Raw genomic sequence first — 15,392 nt, 5'->3', positions numbered from 1 at the left:
GGGTCACGCCTTCCAGCGCGATGTCCGGGTGGGCCTCGTGAAACCCGCACAGCCGAGCGGCGGGACCCAGCCGCCTGCCGATGACGTCGACCCGACAAACGTGTCTGCGCGAGGGCACTGAGGCAACGGTCGGTGTTCCAGCGGTCGCGAGTGAGTCCGGAGGCCTCCCGCCGACACAGGCGGCCCCCGCCGCTCCCAGGGGGGCGTCCCCGTGCCCAGTCTATCGGCGAGGTACGACCTGAACCGCGGAAAGCCGCCCGAGCGCCGGAGCTGTCCACATTCGCCGCCGCATGTGGACAACCGCGTGTCGTGATACGCCGACTTGTACTCGGTTGCCCGCGCCGCCGTTCCCGGCTTGGATCTCCGACGTGATGCGCGGGCGGTCGCTGGGGCCGCGGTTCAGGTGGCTCTGGTCGGCTTACGCCGTGAGCGCGTTCGGCACGTGGCTCGGCTTCGGAGCCTTCCCGATGCTGGCGATCCTCGTCCTGCACACCGGTCCCGCCGCGGTCTCCGCGCTGGCCGCCGTCGGGCCCGCCGTCGGGGCGCTCGTCGCCGTTCCGCTCGGGCCGTGGGTCGACCGCCGCCGGAAGCGGCCCGTCATGATCGGCATGGACCTCGTGCGGTTCGCCGCCCTGGTCAGCGTGCCCGCCTGCTACGCCCTCGGCCTGCTGAGCTTCGCGCAGCTCATCGTCGTCTCGGTGGTCGTCGCCGCGGCGGACATCACCTTCACCTCGGCCAGCGGTGCCTTCCTGAAAGGCCTGGTGCCGCCCGAAGACCTGCTCGTCGCGAACGGCCGGTTCGAGTCCACGAACTGGACCGCCACCGCGCTCGGCCCGCCGCTCGGCGGGGCCGCGTTCGCCCTGCTCGGACCGGTGACGTCGGTGGTCGCCAACGCCGTCAGCTTCCTGCTTTCCGCGCTCGGCATCCGCGCCATCGGCGGCGGCGAACCGCGCCCGCGAACGACCAACCGGCTGCGCGCGGGTGACCTCGCCGACGGCTGGCGCTTCCTGCTCGCCCACCGCGGCCTGCGGCCCCTGCTCTTCAACGCCATGGTGTTCAACGGCCTGGTCATGGCGACCGAGCCGGTGCTCGCCGTGCTGATGCTCAATCACCTCGGGTTCACGCCGTGGCAGTACGGGCTCGCGTTCGCCGTCCCGTGCCTCGGCGGGCTCGCGGGTTCGCGGCTGACCCCGCGGCTCGTGCGCCGCTTCGGACGTCACCCCGTCCTGCTGACCTCTGGCGCACTGCGCGCGTGCTGGCTGCTCGCCTTGGCCTTCCTGCCGGGCGGCACCGGCGGCCTGGCCTACGTCATGGTCGTCGAACTCGGCTTGATCGTCTGCTGCAGCGTCTTCAACCCCGTGCTCGCCACCTACCGGCTCGAGCAGCTCCCGGCGGACCGCGTCGCGCGGACGCTGTCGGCCTGGTCGGTCAGTACCAAGGCGTCCATCGCGGCGACGACCGCCGTCTGGGGTGTGCTCGCCGGGCTGACCGGGCCGCGCGTCGCGCTCGGCGTCGCGGGCGTGCTCGTGCTGGCGACGCCGTTGCTGCTGCCCCGGCGCGACCGGACGCCTACCCCAGCGACTTCCGCGTCGCCTGCTCCGTCTCGATGACGCCCTGCCGGATGCCCTCGAGCTGGTCGCTCAGCTCCCGCACCGCGCCGGTGTCGACCGCGACGTCCGTGGTGGCCGCCGTCAGCTCGGCGACGCGCGCCACCAGGCTGTCCAGCCCGAGTGCGCCGGACTGCAGTTGCGCCAGCAGCTTGTCGCGCGCGCCGGTCAGCCGGGCGTGGACGTCCGCCTGAGCCTGCACCGCCGTCAGCGCCTGCTCGAGGTCGCCGCGCACCTCCTCGCGTGCCGAAGCCAGCGACTGCTCCAGCCGCCGCCGTTCCCGCGTGACGGCGTCGAGGTCGACGCGGGACAACGCCTTCCCGGTCGCCGACGCGCGCCCTGCCAGGCGTCGCAACGTCGACAGCGTCTCCTGGACCACGGGTTCCATGTCCGCGACGCGGTCGGCGAGCGGGCCCGAGTCGAGGGAGTCGCTCAGCGAAACGAACCCGTCGGCCGCGCTTTCGGCGCGCCGCAGCCAGGTGTCCTCGGCCGATCCGGGCGCGACGTCGAGCACGCGCGCCTCACGCTGTTGCGGTTCCTTCTCGCGGGTCAGGGCCGCGACGCCCGCTCGTGCCGTCAGCACCGCCACGCCGATCAGCAGGGCGACGAGCACCGGCAGCTGCACGGCCCACGCGACGCCCGCCGACGTGGCGGCCAGCAGCAGCCCCCACGGTTCGGCGAGCTCACGGGCGAACTTCATGTCAGAAATTCGAGATCACGGAGGTGAACACCTGGTTGATCGAGTCCGGTTTGGACGAATCGTACTCCGATCCTTCGGTCGCTTCGGCGATCTGCTTCAGCACGTTCTGGTCGGCGTCCGAGCCGTAGGCGATGGTGAACAGCCGGACCGTCTCCGCGTTGCCCTCCGGCCGCAGCTGCGGCACCAGGTGGTCGAGGTCGATGCCGCCGGAGTCCTCGTTGCGGCCGTCGGTGAGCACGACGACCGCGTTGATCGCCGACGGGTCGAGGTGGGCGTTCATGTACTCGTAGGCGGCCAGCGCCGAGTCGTACAGCCCGGTGCCCGACTGCGGTGTCAGCCCGCTCAACCGCATCGCGAGGGTCTCCTTGCCGTTGTTGCCGAGCGGCTGCACCGGCAGCAGCTCCTGGTAGTCCTTGTCGCCGTCGAGCCGGGTCGAGAACTGCCAGAGCCCGACCTGGTCGCGCGGCACGAACTGGCCCAGCGAATCGATCGCCGCCTGCTTCGCCAGGTCGATCTTGCTCTTGCCGGTGCCCTTGACCTCGTCGCCCATCGAACCGGAGACGTCCACGACGAGCAGCACGTTCGCCTTCTTGCGCAGCTCGGTCCACGACGCCAGCAGCTTCGACAGCACCGTCGGCGACGGCGGTTGCAGGAAGCTGATCTTCGCGTCCGGCTGGACGCCGTTGGCCGTGGTCACCTGCGGGCCCGGCTTGCCGTCGAACGAGCGGAAGCCGAGCGCGGCGAACTTCGCCTGCGTCTCTTCGCCGCGCAGGTAGCCGAGGAAGTCGGCGGCGATCTGCTTGCGCGTCTGGTCGGCCCAGTTCAGCGTGACGAACGGGTGGTCGGAGTTCAGCGTCCCGTCGCCCGGGTAGATCGCCACCAGCGGCACCTTCGGCGGCGCGTGCTGGCCGACCTTCGCCGGGTCGTTCGTCGGATTGCCCTGGTTGTAGCCGATCAGCGAGTTCTCCTCGACGGTGACCGCCGAGATGTACGACAGCGCGGCGCCCTTGTCGTCGGCCTTCTGCAGGTTGGTCAGGAAGGTGAGCGTGGTGTCGCCGTAGTGCACGATCGCCTGCTCGATGTTCGTGACGAACTGCTTGGCCTCGGGCTTCTCGAGCGCGGCCGCCGTCAGGTCGGACGATGTGCCGGTGGCGGCGTAGAAGCCGCCGATCGTGGCGTTCAGGCCGGACGTCGAGATGTTCGGGTTCGTCTTGCCGAGGCGGAACTTGCCCCACTCCGGGTGGCCGTACTTCGCCCAGCCCGCCGGGTCGGTGGCCAGCGCCGCGAGGTCCTTCCAGCCGATCGCCTTGCCCGGCCAGCCGAGCGCCTCGGCCATCGGCTTCGGCATCGCGACGACCAGCGGCGAGTTCGCGATCGACTGGGTGTCGCCGTCGGGCACGACCGACCCGGTGTCGCCCTTGGCGTTGACGCGCAGCAGGTTGACCCAGCCGCTCGCGGCCGGCGTCCAGACGTCCGGACGCGGCCCGTCGGTGGCTTCGTTCCAGCCGTTCGCCAGCGCCTGCATCGCGACGCCCGACGATTTCGACTTCACGACGACGTCGACGCAATGGCCGGCGACAGTCCGTCCGGAGTAGGCCTTCGCCGCCTCTTGGACGATTCCCACCTTTTCCGGGGAGGACGCGACGGTGAGCGCGACCGCGTCCGAGCCGGTGCATTTCGGCTGGTCGGCGTCGTCGCTCGAGCCACTGGTCCAGGCCCGGATCCCGATGATCAGGCCGACGGCGACCACGATCGCGGCCAGGAAGGGGAGAATCCTTCTCTTTCGCCGCGCTGGCTGGGAATTGATCATCGAACCCTCCCCGTTCCGCCGGAAATTCCCATTATCCGGCAACGGAACGGAGAGGGGACGGTATTTTGACTATCCCTTAGGGCCGCGGCGCGACCACGTCCACGCGTAACCGGGGTCCTCGGACGCGTCGGCGGCTTCGCCCAGCTCCAGCGGCGCGAACGTGTCGACCATGACCGCGGTCTCGTCGAAGAACTCCGCGCCGATCGACGCCTCCGCCGCGCCCGGCTGCGGACCGTGCGTGAAGCCCGACGGGTGCAGCGAGAGCGAGCCGATCCCGATCCCCGAGCCCTTTCGGGCTTCGTAGTTGCCGCGCACGTAGAACATCAGCTCGTCCGAGTCGACGTTCGCGTGGTTGTACGGCACCGGGATCGAGTCCTCGTGGTAGTCGACCTTCCGCGGGCAGAAGGAGCACACGACGAAGTTCGGGCCCTCGAACGTCTGGTGCACGGGCGGCGGCTGGTGCACGCGACCGGTGATGGGCTCGAAGTCGTCGATGTTGAACACCCACGGGTAGAGGCAGCCGTCCCAGCCGACGACGTCGAACGGGTGGGTGGCGTAGGTGTAGCGGGTCAGCCCGGCGCGGTGCCGCACGAGCACCTCGACGTCCTCGCCGTCCTCCAGCAGCGGCTCGGCGGGCCCGCGGATGTCGCGCTCGCAGTACGGCGAGTGCTCCAGGAACTGGCCCTTCGCCGACAGGTAGCGCTTCGGTGGGCCGATGTGGCCGCGCGCCTCCAGCGTGAAGAGGCTGACCTCGCCGTGCGGGACGACGCGGTAGGTGCACGACGTCGGGATCACGACGTAGTCGCCGTCGCCGACCTCGAGGCGGCCGTAGATGGTCTCGAAGGTCGCCGAGCCGCCGTGGACGTAGAACAACTCGTCACCGGCCGCGTTGCGGTAGAGCGGGCTGGGCGCGGTGGCGGTGACGAACCCGATGGTCACGTCGTTGTTGCCGAACAGCCGCCGCCGGTCGGTGACGGCGTCGGCCTCGCCGCCGAACTTGAGGTCCCGCGTCTGGAACGCCCGCGGCTTGAGCGGGTGGTTCGGGGTGAGCGAGCCGCGGTCCTCCGTGACGGCGACCGCGTCGACGATCGCCGTCGGCAGGCCGCGGTGGTAGAGGAGCGCGGAGTCGGCCGAGAAGCCCTCGACACCCATCAGCTCCTCGGCGTAGAGCCCGCCGTCCGGCTTGCGGAACGCGGTGTGCCGCTTGTGCGGGATCTCGCCTACTTGCCGGTAGTAAGGCATCGACGTCCCCTTCAGACGTGTCCGCTGTGCGAACGATTTTGTCCTCATGTCGTACGCTACTAGCGTGTCAGTCGTGTCAAGCGCTGTGGAACTCACGCCCCCCGGCCCCCGTGGAATTCCTCCCCTGTTCGCGAGGCTCGTCGACGACTCGGCGCTCTTCCCTCCGGGCGATGCCGCCATGCCCGAAGCCCTGCGCGCGCACTTCGCGAGCCGGGAGTCCGAACACGCCGGTGTCCTGGGGGTTTTCCTCTGCCAGGCGTCCCGGCTGCCGGAGCTGATCACCGAGCTGATCAAGATCAAGCCGAAGCAGCCGCTGCCGCTTTCGCTGATCATCGACACCGGTCTCGGCGGCGTCCCGAAGGCGATTTCGATCGTCGAGTCGCGCAGCGAGCTGCTCGCGCTGCGGATGGTCGAGATGCCGGCGCCGTCGGACGTCGACGAGGTCTGGCTGGAGCGCGTCTCGGAGTTCGTCCCCGAGGACGTCATCCGCGTGGTCGAGCCGCGGCGCGGCGTCGGCTGGCTCGACGGCGTCCGCAAGGTGATCGAGCACGGCAGCTGGCCGAAGATCCGTTGCGGCGGCCAGGCGGGCGAGAACTTCCCGAGCGTCGACGAGGTGGCCGACTTCCTCGCCGTGGTCAGCGGGTCGACCGGGGCCTCGTTCAAGGCGACGAACAGCCTGCACCGCGCGGTCCGGCACACCGACCCGGACACCGGGTTCGTGCACCACGGCTTCCTGAACCTGCTCGTGGCGTCCGCGCGCAGCCTCTCCGGCGGCGACGTCCGCGCGGCGTTGGAGTCGACCGACGCCCAGGCGCTGGCCGACGAAGCCCGCGCGCTGTCCGAGCCGGCGGCGAAGGCCGTGCGCGCGCTCTTCGCGTCGTACGCGGCGGCGTCGTTCGACGAGCCGGTCGCCGACATGGGCGAACTCGGCTTGCTGTGACCAGCCGGGAGGGGTCGCTGACGCTCGACCGCGGCCTGGCGCTGCTGCAGGCCGTGGCCGACGCCGGTGGCGACGCGGCGACCATCTCCGAGCTGGCGGTGGCCATCGGGGCCAGCCGCGCGGCCGTCTACCGGCTCCTCGTGCCGCTGCAGGAACGCGGGCTGGTCTGGCGCGACGGCACCAAGGTCCGCCTCGGCGTCGGCCTGCTCCGGCTGGCCGGGCAGGTGCTCCCGCAGCTGCGGGACGCGGCCGGCCCGGTGCTGCGCGAACTGGCCGAGAAGGTCGGCGCGACCGCGCACCTGTCGGTCGCGCAGGGGGAGCAAGCGCTTGCGGTGGCCGTCGTCGAGCCGTCGTGGACCAACTTCCACGTCGCCTACCGCGTCGGGAGCAGGCACTCGCTGACCGCGGGCGCGGCGGGCAAGGCGATGACGCTGCGCCCGGGCGGCGACGGCTGGGTGACGTCGACCGGCGAGCTGGAGGCGGGCGCGTCCGGCGTCGCGGCGCCGGTGCGTGGCGTGCCGGGGCTGCGGGCGAGCGTCGGCGTCGTGTCGCTGGAGCCGCTGAAGGCCGCCGAGGTCGGACCACAGGTCGTGGCGGCCGCCGTCCGGCTGGCCGACATCCTGAAGACGGACGGTTAGCGCAGCGGCTTGACCATCGTCAGCAGCAGGGCGACATCGACGGTGAACAGCAGGCGCTCGAACAGGCCGAGCGTCAGCGTGAAGACGAATCCGCCGAGCACCACGCCGACGCTGACGAAGCTCGCTGTGGCCAGCCGCCGGATCGTCGTCCGCCGCGGCTCCCACGGGCAGCGCTCGCGGCCCTTCTTCGTCAGCACGAACGCGGCCGCGGGCAACGCGACGAACGCTGTCAGGGCGGCGATGTTGTGCACCTGTCCGGCCAGCGAACGCGCCTGCCCGTCCGGGTCGACCGGCACCAGCCCGCACACCAGCAGCCCGGCCGACCACACGCCGAGCAGCACGCAGACGGCCGTGGTCCCCGGCCGGTGGGCCTTCGCGATGCCCGCGAGCAGCGCGACCGAGCCGAGCGAGAGCGCCAGGCACATCACGCTGAACAGCGGCGCGGCCGAGGCCGACCCGAGCTTGCCGTAGACGTACTCCGACAGCGTCTGCCAGATCGGACTGACCTGGCCGGAGAGGCGCAGGTGCAGGTCGATCGAGATGGCGACCGCGAGGCCGATGCCGCCGAGCGCGATCCGGCCGTGCAGCGGCGAGACGGCGTGCGTCGCCTTCGAGTTCACCTGGTGCTCTCCCTTTCGTTCCCGAAAGGTTACCGGGCGAACCTGTGAAAGAGCGGTCAGAAGGCCAGCTGGAGCAGGGCGAACCCGGCGAACCCGGCGAAGGCGAACCCGGCGCAGCGCTGGATCAGCTTCGGCCGGATCCGGCTGCGGAGCTTCGCACCGATAAACACCGCGAGCCCGGCGACCACGACGAGCGCGGAGAAGGCGCCGACGCCGACGGCGACGGGGTTGCCGATGCGGGCGGCGAGGCTCGCCGTCGCGAGCTGGGAGGCGTCACCCCACTCGGCGGCGAAGAGCACGCCGAAGGACGTCATCGCGGAGCGCATGAAGGACAGTGGCGAGGGCCCGGAGCGTGAAGCGTCTTCACCAGCTTCGTCGGCTTCGCTGAATCCCTCGCGAAGGAGCATGAAAGAGCCGAGGCCGAACATCGCGGCGACGACGAGCGAAAGGACGACGTCCGGCAACAGCGTCAACACGCTGCCGAACGCGACCGCGATGACGCATTGCACGGCGAACGCGACGCACACCCCGGCGAAAACCGGCCAGCCGCGGAAACGGGTGGTCAGCACCAGGGTCGCGACCAGCGTCTTGTCCGGCAGCTCCACGGCGAGGACCAGGCCGAACGCGCTGATCAACGCCACCATCGCGGCAGTCATGAGTATTTCTTCGCCCCTTTCACTGCAACGATAAAGGGGCGATTCAGAACGCCGCAAGCTGATGGCTTCCGCGAAATTGCCCGATCGGCGGCCATGAATTTGGCATCCCGGCCAGGCGCACAATTTTTTTCGGCGCACCGAATTTTCGGTTGTGGCCTGGGGTAGGTTGACGACCATGGGGTCAGAGGCGCGTGCTGCGCAGGTCGAAGAGGTCATCCGGCGGCTGGAAGCCCACTACGTCTTCCCGGACGTCGCGAGGAAGCTCACAGAGGTGCTTCGCCAACGTCTCGGCGAAGGCGCGTACGCGGGAGTCGAGGACGCCGAATTCGCGACGCTCGTCACAGCCGACCTGCAGTCGGTGAACGGCGACAAGCACCTCCGGCTGCGTCACCACGTCGACCCGGTGGCCGAGGACGGCGACCACGAGCACGCCTCCGAGGACTTCCGGCAGGCGGCCGAGCTGGAGAACTTCGGGATCGCGTCGGTGCGGCGCCTGCCGGGCAACGTCGGCTACCTCGACACGACGCTGCTCTACCCGCTGGACCTCGCGGCGTCCGCGATCGCGGCGGCGATGACGCTGGTCGCGTCCGCCGACGCGCTGCTGCTCGACGTCCGGCGCAACCGCGGCGGCACCCCGGACACGAGCGCGTTCCTGCAGACCTACCTCCACGACGAGCGGGTCCACTACCTCGACATCTACGAGCGCGAGGGCGACCGCACGACCCAGATGTGGACGCTGCCGTACGTCCCGGGCGCGCGCTTCGGCGGCACCAAGCCGATCTGGGTGCTCACCGGTCCGGCGACGTTCTCCGGCGGCGAGGACCTCGCGTTCTCCCTCCAGCAGCACGGCCGCGCGAAGACGGTCGGCGAGCCCACCCGCGGCGGCGCCCACCCGCGTGAGCAGTACAAAGTGGACACCCACCTCGACGTGACGGTGTCGATCGCGCGCTCGCTGCACCCGGAGACGGGGGAGAACTGGGAGGGCACCGGCGTCCGGCCGGACGTGCCGGTGGCCGCGGACAAGGCGTTCGACACGGCGTACGCGCTGGCGCTCGAGCACGTCCTCGGGCTGGGTGCCGACGGGCCGCGACGCGACGTCGCCGAGGAAGCGCGGGAGGCGCTCACCCGGCTGTAGTTCACCCGGGACGTTGGTCCTGGGCACAACGGGACCACTTGAACTGGTCCGGCTCCCGGCACCGGAGCACGCTGGATGACGTGGAGGTACTGGAGCTAGCGCGGTGGCAGTTCGGCATCACCACCGTCTACCACTTCCTGATGGTCCCGCTGACCATCGGGCTGTCGATCCTGGTCGCGGCGATGCAGACCCGCTGGGTCCGCACCGGCGATCCGCGGCACCTGAAGATGACGAAGTTCTGGGGCAAAGTCCTGCTGGTCAACTTCGCGATGGGCGTGGTGACCGGGATCGTGCAGGAGTTCCAGTTCGGGATGAACTGGAGCGCGTACTCCCGCTTCGTCGGCGACGTCTTCGGCGCGCCGCTGGCGATGGAAGGGCTCGTCGCGTTCTTCGTCGAGTCGACGTTCCTCGGCCTCTGGATCTTCGGCTGGGACCGGCTGCCGAAGAAGGTGCACCTGGCGTGCGCGTGGGCGTTTTCGCTGGCCACGATGGCGTCGGCGTACTTCATCCTGGCGGCGAACTCGTGGATGCAGCACCCGGTGGGCGTGACGTTCGAGAACGGCAAGCCGACCATGAACTCGATCTGGGCGGTGCTGACGAACAACACCGCCCTGGCGGCGATCCCGCACACGCTGGCGGGCGCGTTCTCGGTGGCGGCGGCGTTCCTGGTGGGCGTCGCGGGCTGGCACCTCTGGCGGCGGCGGTCGAACCAGGACGTCTGGCGTTCGTCGCTGCGCCTCGGCGGCTGGGTCGGCATCGCGGCCTTCGCGGTCCTCGCGATCACGGGTGACGCCCAGGGCAAGCTGATGTTCGAGCAGCAGCCGATGAAGATGGCGTCCGCGGAAGCGTTGTGCCACACGGAGAAACCGGCGAGCTTCTCGATCATCGCGATCGGCGACGTGTCCGGGGCCAACTGCGAGGACGTGAAGACGTTCAACGTGCCGGCGCTCCTGTCGTTCCTGGCGCACAACGACTTCTCGACCGAGGTCAAGGGCGTGGAGAACCTGGTGTCGGAGTACCAGGCCAAGTACGGCACGAACTACCCGGACGACCCGGACCTGGGTTCCCTGGCGGGCAAGCCGATCGACTACGTGCCCAACTTGCCGGTGACGTACTGGGGCTTCCGCATGATGATCGGCTTCGGCGCGGTCTCGGCGGGCATCGGCCTGCTGGCCCTGTGGCTGACCCGCCGCGACCGGATCCCGGAAGGCCGCTGGTTCCCCCTGCTGGTCCTCGGCGGAATCGCGACACCGTTCCTGGGCAACAGCGCGGGCTGGATCTTCACGGAGATGGGCCGCCAGCCATTCGTGGTCGCCCCCAACCCGACGGGCGTAGATGGGGTCTGGATGTTCACGGCCCAGGCGGTCTCCCGCCTGACCACGGGCGAGGTGTGGACCTCGCTGATAGCGCTGACGACGGTGTACGCGGCCCTCGGAGTGGTGGAGCTGTACCTGATGCGCAAGTACATCCGCGGCGGCGTAGAGGCAGTGATGCCCCCGGAGAAGAAGGACTCCGACAAGACCGACGGCGACACGCTCGCCTTCGCGTACTGAGGAGCGGAAATGACAACCCTGCAGCTCAGCGGCTGTGCAGCAGCCCAAGACTCCCGTAAAGCAGCCCCCACCCTTCCCGGGGGGCGACCCCGAACCCAGCGTATCGGCTTGGTCACTCTCGCGGGTTACCCACAGCAAATCTGTGGACAACTCGACCCGTTGTGGATAACTCACGGCGATCGGGCCCGCGACGGCGTCAACCGTCGGCCCGCTGTGGTAGGTGCGCGATGAGCCTCGAAGTCGTCTGGTTCGTCGTCATCGCCTTCTTCTGGCTCGGCTACCTCTTCCTCGAAGGCTTCGACTTCGGCGTCGGCATGCTGCTGCCCGTCCTCGCCGAGGACAACACCGAGCGCCGCGTCATGGTCAACACCATCGGGCCCGTCTGGGACGGCAACGAAGTCTGGCTGATCGTCGCCGGCGGGGCGATGTTCGCCGCCTTCCCCGGCTGGTACGCCAGCCTCTTCTCCGCCGCTTACCTGCCGCTGCTGCTCGTGCTGCTCGCCCTCATCGGCCGCGGCGTCGCCTTCGAGTACCGCGGCAAGGTCGACTCCGACCGCTGGCGGCGCACCTGGGACCGCGTCATCGCGCTCGGCTCGTGGATCCCGCCGCTGGGCGTCGGGCTCATCCTCGCCACCACCGTCCTCGGCCTCCCGCTGGACGCCGAAGGCAACCGCGTCGGCTCCGCGTTCGCCGCCTTCCGGTGGGACACCCTGCTCGGCGCGGTCGCGATCGTCGCCTTCTCACTCACCCACGGCGCCGCCTTCCTCGCCCTGAAAACCAGCGGTGACCTGCGGGAACGTGCCCGGAGCCTGGCCGTCAGGCTGCTGCCGGTCGCGATGCTGCCGATCGTCGCGTTCCTCACGGTCGTCCAGTGGCGCGAAGGCACGTTGTGGACACTGCTCTCGTTTGGGATCAGTGCTCTCGCCGCCGTCGTCGCGTGGCTGCGGCTGCGGGCCGGTCGTGAGGGACAGGCCTTCGCCGCGCTCGGCGTCGTCATCGCCGGGGCCGCCGTCACGATGTTCGGCGCGCTCTTCCCGGCCGTGCTGCCCTCGACGCTCGACGCCGCCAACACGCTGACCGTCGAAGGCGCCGCGTCGAGCCCGTACACGCTCACCGTGATGACGTGGGTCGCCGCCTTCGGCGCGCCCGCCGTGCTGATCTACCAGGGCTGGACGTACTGGGTGTTCCGCAAGCGCATCGGCACCCAGCACATCCCGGCGGTCCACGCACCATGACCAAGCTTCCCGGACGCGCTCCCCTTTCCGCCTCGGAGTCCACAGTGGACTCGGCGCGGCCGGGAAAGGGCCCGCTCGGCGCATTGCCGGCCCTCGTGCCGGCCGTGCGCCGAGCGCTGGCCCTGGTGGGTTTCCTGTCGTTCCTCCACGCCGCCGCGCTGGTGGCACAGGCGTTCCTGCTCGCCGACGTCCTCGCGACGATCGTCGGAGCAGGCACCGGGGGACGCACCGCCCAGCTGGCCGCGCTGCTCGCGCTCGTCGCGACGCGCGCGTTGACCGGCTGGGCGGTGCGCACGGTCTCCGCCCGAGCCGCGGCGACCGCGCAACGCGAGTTGCGCGCGCGAGCCGTCGACCACGCGCTGCGCCTCGGCCCCGAGTGGATCGCGCAGCGCGGCCACGGCGAGCTGACGGCGTTGACGACCCGCGGCCTCGACGCGCTCGACGCGTACTTCCGCGAGTACCTGCCCGCCCTGGTGACGGCGGCCGTCGTGCCGCTCGGCGCCGGGGCGGCGATCCTGTTCGCGGACTGGCCGTCCGGCGTGATCGTCGCGCTGACGGTGCCGCTGCTCCCGATCTTCGCGATCCTCGTCGGCAAGTACACGGCCGGGCGCGTCGCGGGCGCGACCGACGCGACGCACCGGATGTCCGAACGGCTCCTCGAACTCGTCCGCGTCCTTCCGGTGCTGACGGCGTTCCGCCGCGCCATGGCCCAGGCCGGGACGGTCCGAGTGCTGTCCGAGCGCCACCGCCGCGCGACGCTCAAGACGTTGAAGGTCGCCTTCTCTTCGGCGTTCGTGCTCGAACTGATCGCGACGCTGTCGGTCGCGCTCGTCGCGGTGGTCATCGGCGTCCGGCTGGTCGGCGGGAGCCTGCCGCTGGCCATCGGGCTCGGCGTCCTGATCCTGGCGCCCGAGTGCTACCAGCCGCTGCGCGCGGTCGGCGCCGCGTTCCACGCCAGCGAGGACGGTGTCGAGGCGGTCCGGCGCGTCGCCGACCTGCTGGCGACGCCCGTTCGCGAGACCGGAACCGCGCCTGTCGAGCGCGGCGAGGTGAAGGTGTCGTCGCTGCGCGTCGCGCGTCGCGGCGGGTTCGCGCCCGATGGCGAGACGTTCACGGTCCGCCCGGGCGAGACGGTCTGGCTCCGCGCCCCGAGCGGAGGCGGCAAGTCGACAACGCTCGCGGCGCTGCTCGGGTTCGTCCCGGCCGCCGACGGCGCCATCACGGTCGGCACGACGAACCTCGCCGACGCCGACCTGACGCGGTGGCGCGAGCAGGTCGCGTGGGTGCCGCAGTCGCCGGTGTTCACGGGCGGCACGGTCCGCGAGGAAGTCGGCTCCGACGCGTTCCTCGCCGAACTCGGCCTGACGGGACTCGCGGACCGCCCGGTTTCGAAGCTTTCGCTGGGACAACGCCAACGCGTCGCCGTCGCCCGGGCGCTGCGCCGAACCCAGGACGGCGCCTGGCTGCTCCTCCTCGACGAGCCGACGGCCCACCTCGACGAAGCCAATGCGCGCCTGGTTCTCGACGCGGTCCAGCGCGCGGTCGACACCGGCGCCGCGGCGATCATCGCGGCCCACCAGCGTACGGCGGCAGTCGATATGTCGACAGACGTCTCCGCGGCGCCCACGCTGTCCACAGAGGACACCGCGCGCCCGCCGCTGGGGTGGCGCTCGATCCTCGACGGTCGCCTGTTCGGCGGCGCCGTCCTGGGCGCGGTGGCGTTGCTGGCCGGGGTGGCGCTGACCGCGACGTCGGGCTGGCTGATCGCCAAGGCGTCCCAGCAGCCGCCGATCCTGACGCTAACGGTCGCGGTGGTCGGCGTCCGCGCGTTCGGGCTCGGCCGCGCGGGGCTCAGGTACGTCGAACGGCTGGTCACGCACGACGCGGCGTTCCGCATCGCGGGCCGCCTCCGGGTGCGGCTGTGGAATTCGCTGGTCCGGCTCGGGCCCGCTCGGGGGTTGCGCGCGGGGGAGGGGCAACGGCGCCTGGCCGCGGACGTCGACACGGTGCGCGACCTGCTGCCGAGGGTGGTTTCGCCACCGCTGGTGGTCGCGTTGGTCGCGGCCGGGGCGATCGCCGTGCAGACGTGGGTGCTGCCCGCGGCCGGGTTGGCGCTCGCGGTGGTCGTCGCGCTCGGGTTGTGCGCGCCGTGGGTGGCGTTGCGCGCCGAACGCCGAGCGACGTCGGCGCTGGCCGACGGCCGCCGCGAAGTGGCAGCCCGAGTACTGGTGCTCTTCGAGGCGGCGGCCGAGCTGCTGGCGTACGGAACAGCGCGCGACCACCGCCGAGCCCTGACCGACGCCGACACGCGGCTGGTGGCGCAGGCGCGTCGCCAGGCGTTCGGCGTGGGCGCGGCGGAGGCACTGGTGACGCTGGTGTGCGGAGCGGGCGCGGTGGTCAGCACGGCCCTGGCCGCGACGGCCGTCGCCGACGGACGGCTCGACCCGGTGCTGGCGCCCCTGTTGGCCCTGGTGCCGCTGGCGTTGGCGGAGGTCCTCGCGCTGCTGCCGCCGGTGGCGCAGCACTGGGACACGCTGCAGCGGGCGCGTCGCCGATTGGCCGACGTGCCGGAGCAGCCCTCGCGCACCCCGGGCACCGAGGTGGAGCTGCGAGGCGCGGACCTCGGCTGGCCGGACGGACCGGTGGTCCTCCACGACGTCGACCTCGAGCTCCGCCCGGGCACGTACGCGGCCGTCGTGGGGCCGAGCGGCGCGGGCAAGTCGACGCTCGTCGCCGCGCTCCTGGGCTTCCTCGCGCCCCGGCGTGGCGAGGTCACGGTCCCGGACGGGATCGCGTGGGCGCCGCAGGAGCCGATGCTCGCCGCCACGACGGTCGCCGAGAACCTCCGCCTCGCCCGGCCGACGGCGACCGAGGACGAGCTGCGCGAGGCCCTGCGGCAGGCCGCCCTGGACGACGTCGAGCCGTCGACGCTGCTCGGCAGCGGCGGCAGCGGGCTGTCCGGTGGGCAGGCTCAGCGTGTCGCGCTGGCGCGTGCGCTGCTCGGGGCGCCGTCGGCGGGTCTCGTGCTGCTCGACGAGCCGACCGCGCACCTCGACGAACCGACGGCGCGGGAGGTGCGCGCGCACCTGCGTGACGCGTTGGCGGGCCGGACGGTGGTGCACGTGACCCACCGGGCCGACGAGGCCGAGGGCGCGGACGTGGTGCTCGAAGTCCGCGACGGCCGGGTCGTGACGCGGGTGCCGGTGGCGTGATCGATTCCCACGACGTCGCTGTCGTGCCGCCGCCGCGCCGCGCG

Annotated in this window: 12 protein-coding genes; 7 read left to right on the top strand and 5 right to left on the bottom strand. The window is 71.3% G+C overall.

From position 1 onward, the window contains the following. Positions 1-368 precede the first annotated feature (368 nt). Positions 369-1,610 carry an MFS transporter gene (locus QP939_RS12830; RefSeq protein WP_285456974.1) on the top strand — a complete coding sequence of 414 codons (1,242 nt, stop codon included), beginning with the start codon at positions 369-371 and terminating at the stop codon, positions 1,608-1,610. Here QP939_RS12830 and QP939_RS12825 read toward each other — a convergent pair. The 3 genes from QP939_RS12825 to QP939_RS12815 form a co-directional block, all read right to left on the bottom strand. After that, positions 1,570-2,307, bottom strand: a complete 738-nt coding sequence (locus tag QP939_RS12825; RefSeq protein WP_285456973.1) for a hypothetical protein — start codon at positions 2,305-2,307, stop codon at positions 1,570-1,572. The two genes, QP939_RS12830 and QP939_RS12825, sit on opposite strands and share 41 nt — an antisense overlap. A 1-nt stretch (position 2,308) precedes the next feature. Beyond that, positions 2,309-4,117: a substrate-binding and VWA domain-containing protein gene (locus QP939_RS12820; protein ID WP_285456972.1), complete on the bottom strand. Its 1,809-nt coding sequence runs from the start codon at positions 4,115-4,117 to the stop codon at positions 2,309-2,311. Positions 4,118-4,186: 69 nt separating this feature from the next. Further along, positions 4,187-5,359, bottom strand: a complete 1,173-nt coding sequence (locus QP939_RS12815) for a homogentisate 1,2-dioxygenase (protein ID WP_285456971.1) — start codon at positions 5,357-5,359, stop codon at positions 4,187-4,189. 85 nt (positions 5,360-5,444) lie between these two features. Here QP939_RS12815 and QP939_RS12810 point away from each other — a divergent pair, with 85 nt between their 5' ends. Next, positions 5,445-6,299: a hypothetical protein gene (locus tag QP939_RS12810; protein ID WP_285459730.1), complete on the top strand. Its 855-nt coding sequence runs from the start codon at positions 5,445-5,447 to the stop codon at positions 6,297-6,299. Further along, entirely contained in the window at positions 6,296-6,937 is a 642-nt protein-coding gene (locus QP939_RS12805) for an IclR family transcriptional regulator (RefSeq protein ID WP_285456970.1), read from the top strand. The genes QP939_RS12810 and QP939_RS12805 overlap by 4 nt, the downstream gene beginning before the upstream one ends. Here QP939_RS12805 and QP939_RS12800 read toward each other — a convergent pair. Both QP939_RS12800 and QP939_RS12795 read right to left on the bottom strand, forming a co-directional pair. Further along, on the bottom strand, positions 6,934-7,557 hold the full coding sequence (locus QP939_RS12800) for a DUF998 domain-containing protein (protein ID WP_285456969.1): 624 nt from the start codon (positions 7,555-7,557) through the stop codon (positions 6,934-6,936). The genes QP939_RS12805 and QP939_RS12800 overlap by 4 nt on opposite strands. 56 nt (positions 7,558-7,613) lie before the next feature. Next, positions 7,614-8,201, bottom strand: a complete 588-nt coding sequence (locus QP939_RS12795) for a TMEM165/GDT1 family protein (protein ID WP_285459729.1) — start codon at positions 8,199-8,201, stop codon at positions 7,614-7,616. Between the two features lie 187 nt (positions 8,202-8,388). Between QP939_RS12795 and QP939_RS12790 the strand changes: the two genes are divergently transcribed. From QP939_RS12790 to cydC, 4 genes are all read left to right on the top strand, one after another. Next, positions 8,389-9,348, top strand: coding sequence for a S41 family peptidase (locus tag QP939_RS12790; protein ID WP_285456968.1), 960 nt, complete (start codon positions 8,389-8,391; stop codon positions 9,346-9,348). A gap of 80 nt (positions 9,349-9,428) precedes the next feature. Then, complete coding sequence (locus QP939_RS12785; protein WP_285456967.1) at positions 9,429-10,901, top strand: cytochrome ubiquinol oxidase subunit I; 1,473 nt, start codon at positions 9,429-9,431, stop codon at positions 10,899-10,901. Positions 10,902-11,128: 227 nt separating this feature from the next. Continuing rightward, entirely contained in the window at positions 11,129-12,136 is a 1,008-nt protein-coding gene (gene cydB / locus QP939_RS12780; RefSeq protein ID WP_285456966.1) for a cytochrome d ubiquinol oxidase subunit II, read from the top strand. Then, positions 12,133-15,348: a thiol reductant ABC exporter subunit CydC gene (gene cydC, locus QP939_RS12775; protein WP_285456965.1), complete on the top strand. Its 3,216-nt coding sequence runs from the start codon at positions 12,133-12,135 to the stop codon at positions 15,346-15,348. The genes cydB and cydC overlap by 4 nt, the downstream gene beginning before the upstream one ends. Positions 15,349-15,392 lie beyond the last annotated feature (44 nt).

Source organism: Amycolatopsis nalaikhensis (genome assembly GCF_030264295.1).
Classification (GTDB): domain Bacteria; phylum Actinomycetota; class Actinomycetes; order Mycobacteriales; family Pseudonocardiaceae; genus Amycolatopsis; species Amycolatopsis nalaikhensis.
The sequence above is the reverse complement of the archived record's forward strand: the minus strand, read 5'-3'. Positions and strand labels throughout refer to the sequence as shown.

What these genes read in the sequence shown, in the direction of transcription:
- cydB (WP_285456966.1), top strand. Translation starts at nt 11,129, where the DNA reads ATGAGCCTCGAAGTCGTCTGGTTCGTCGTCATCGCCTTCTTCTGGCTC.
- cydC (WP_285456965.1), top strand. Translation starts at nt 12,133, where the DNA reads ATGACCAAGCTTCCCGGACGCGCTCCCCTTTCCGCCTCGGAGTCCACA.
- QP939_RS12795 (WP_285459729.1), bottom strand. Translation starts at nt 8,201, where the DNA reads ATGGTGGCGTTGATCAGCGCGTTCGGCCTGGTCCTCGCCGTGGAGCTG.
- QP939_RS12825 (WP_285456973.1), bottom strand. Translation starts at nt 2,307, where the DNA reads ATGAAGTTCGCCCGTGAGCTCGCCGAACCGTGGGGGCTGCTGCTGGCC.
- QP939_RS12820 (WP_285456972.1), bottom strand. Translation starts at nt 4,117, where the DNA reads ATGATCAATTCCCAGCCAGCGCGGCGAAAGAGAAGGATTCTCCCCTTC.
- QP939_RS12815 (WP_285456971.1), bottom strand. Translation starts at nt 5,359, where the DNA reads ATGCCTTACTACCGGCAAGTAGGCGAGATCCCGCACAAGCGGCACACC.
- QP939_RS12790 (WP_285456968.1), top strand. Translation starts at nt 8,389, where the DNA reads ATGGGGTCAGAGGCGCGTGCTGCGCAGGTCGAAGAGGTCATCCGGCGG.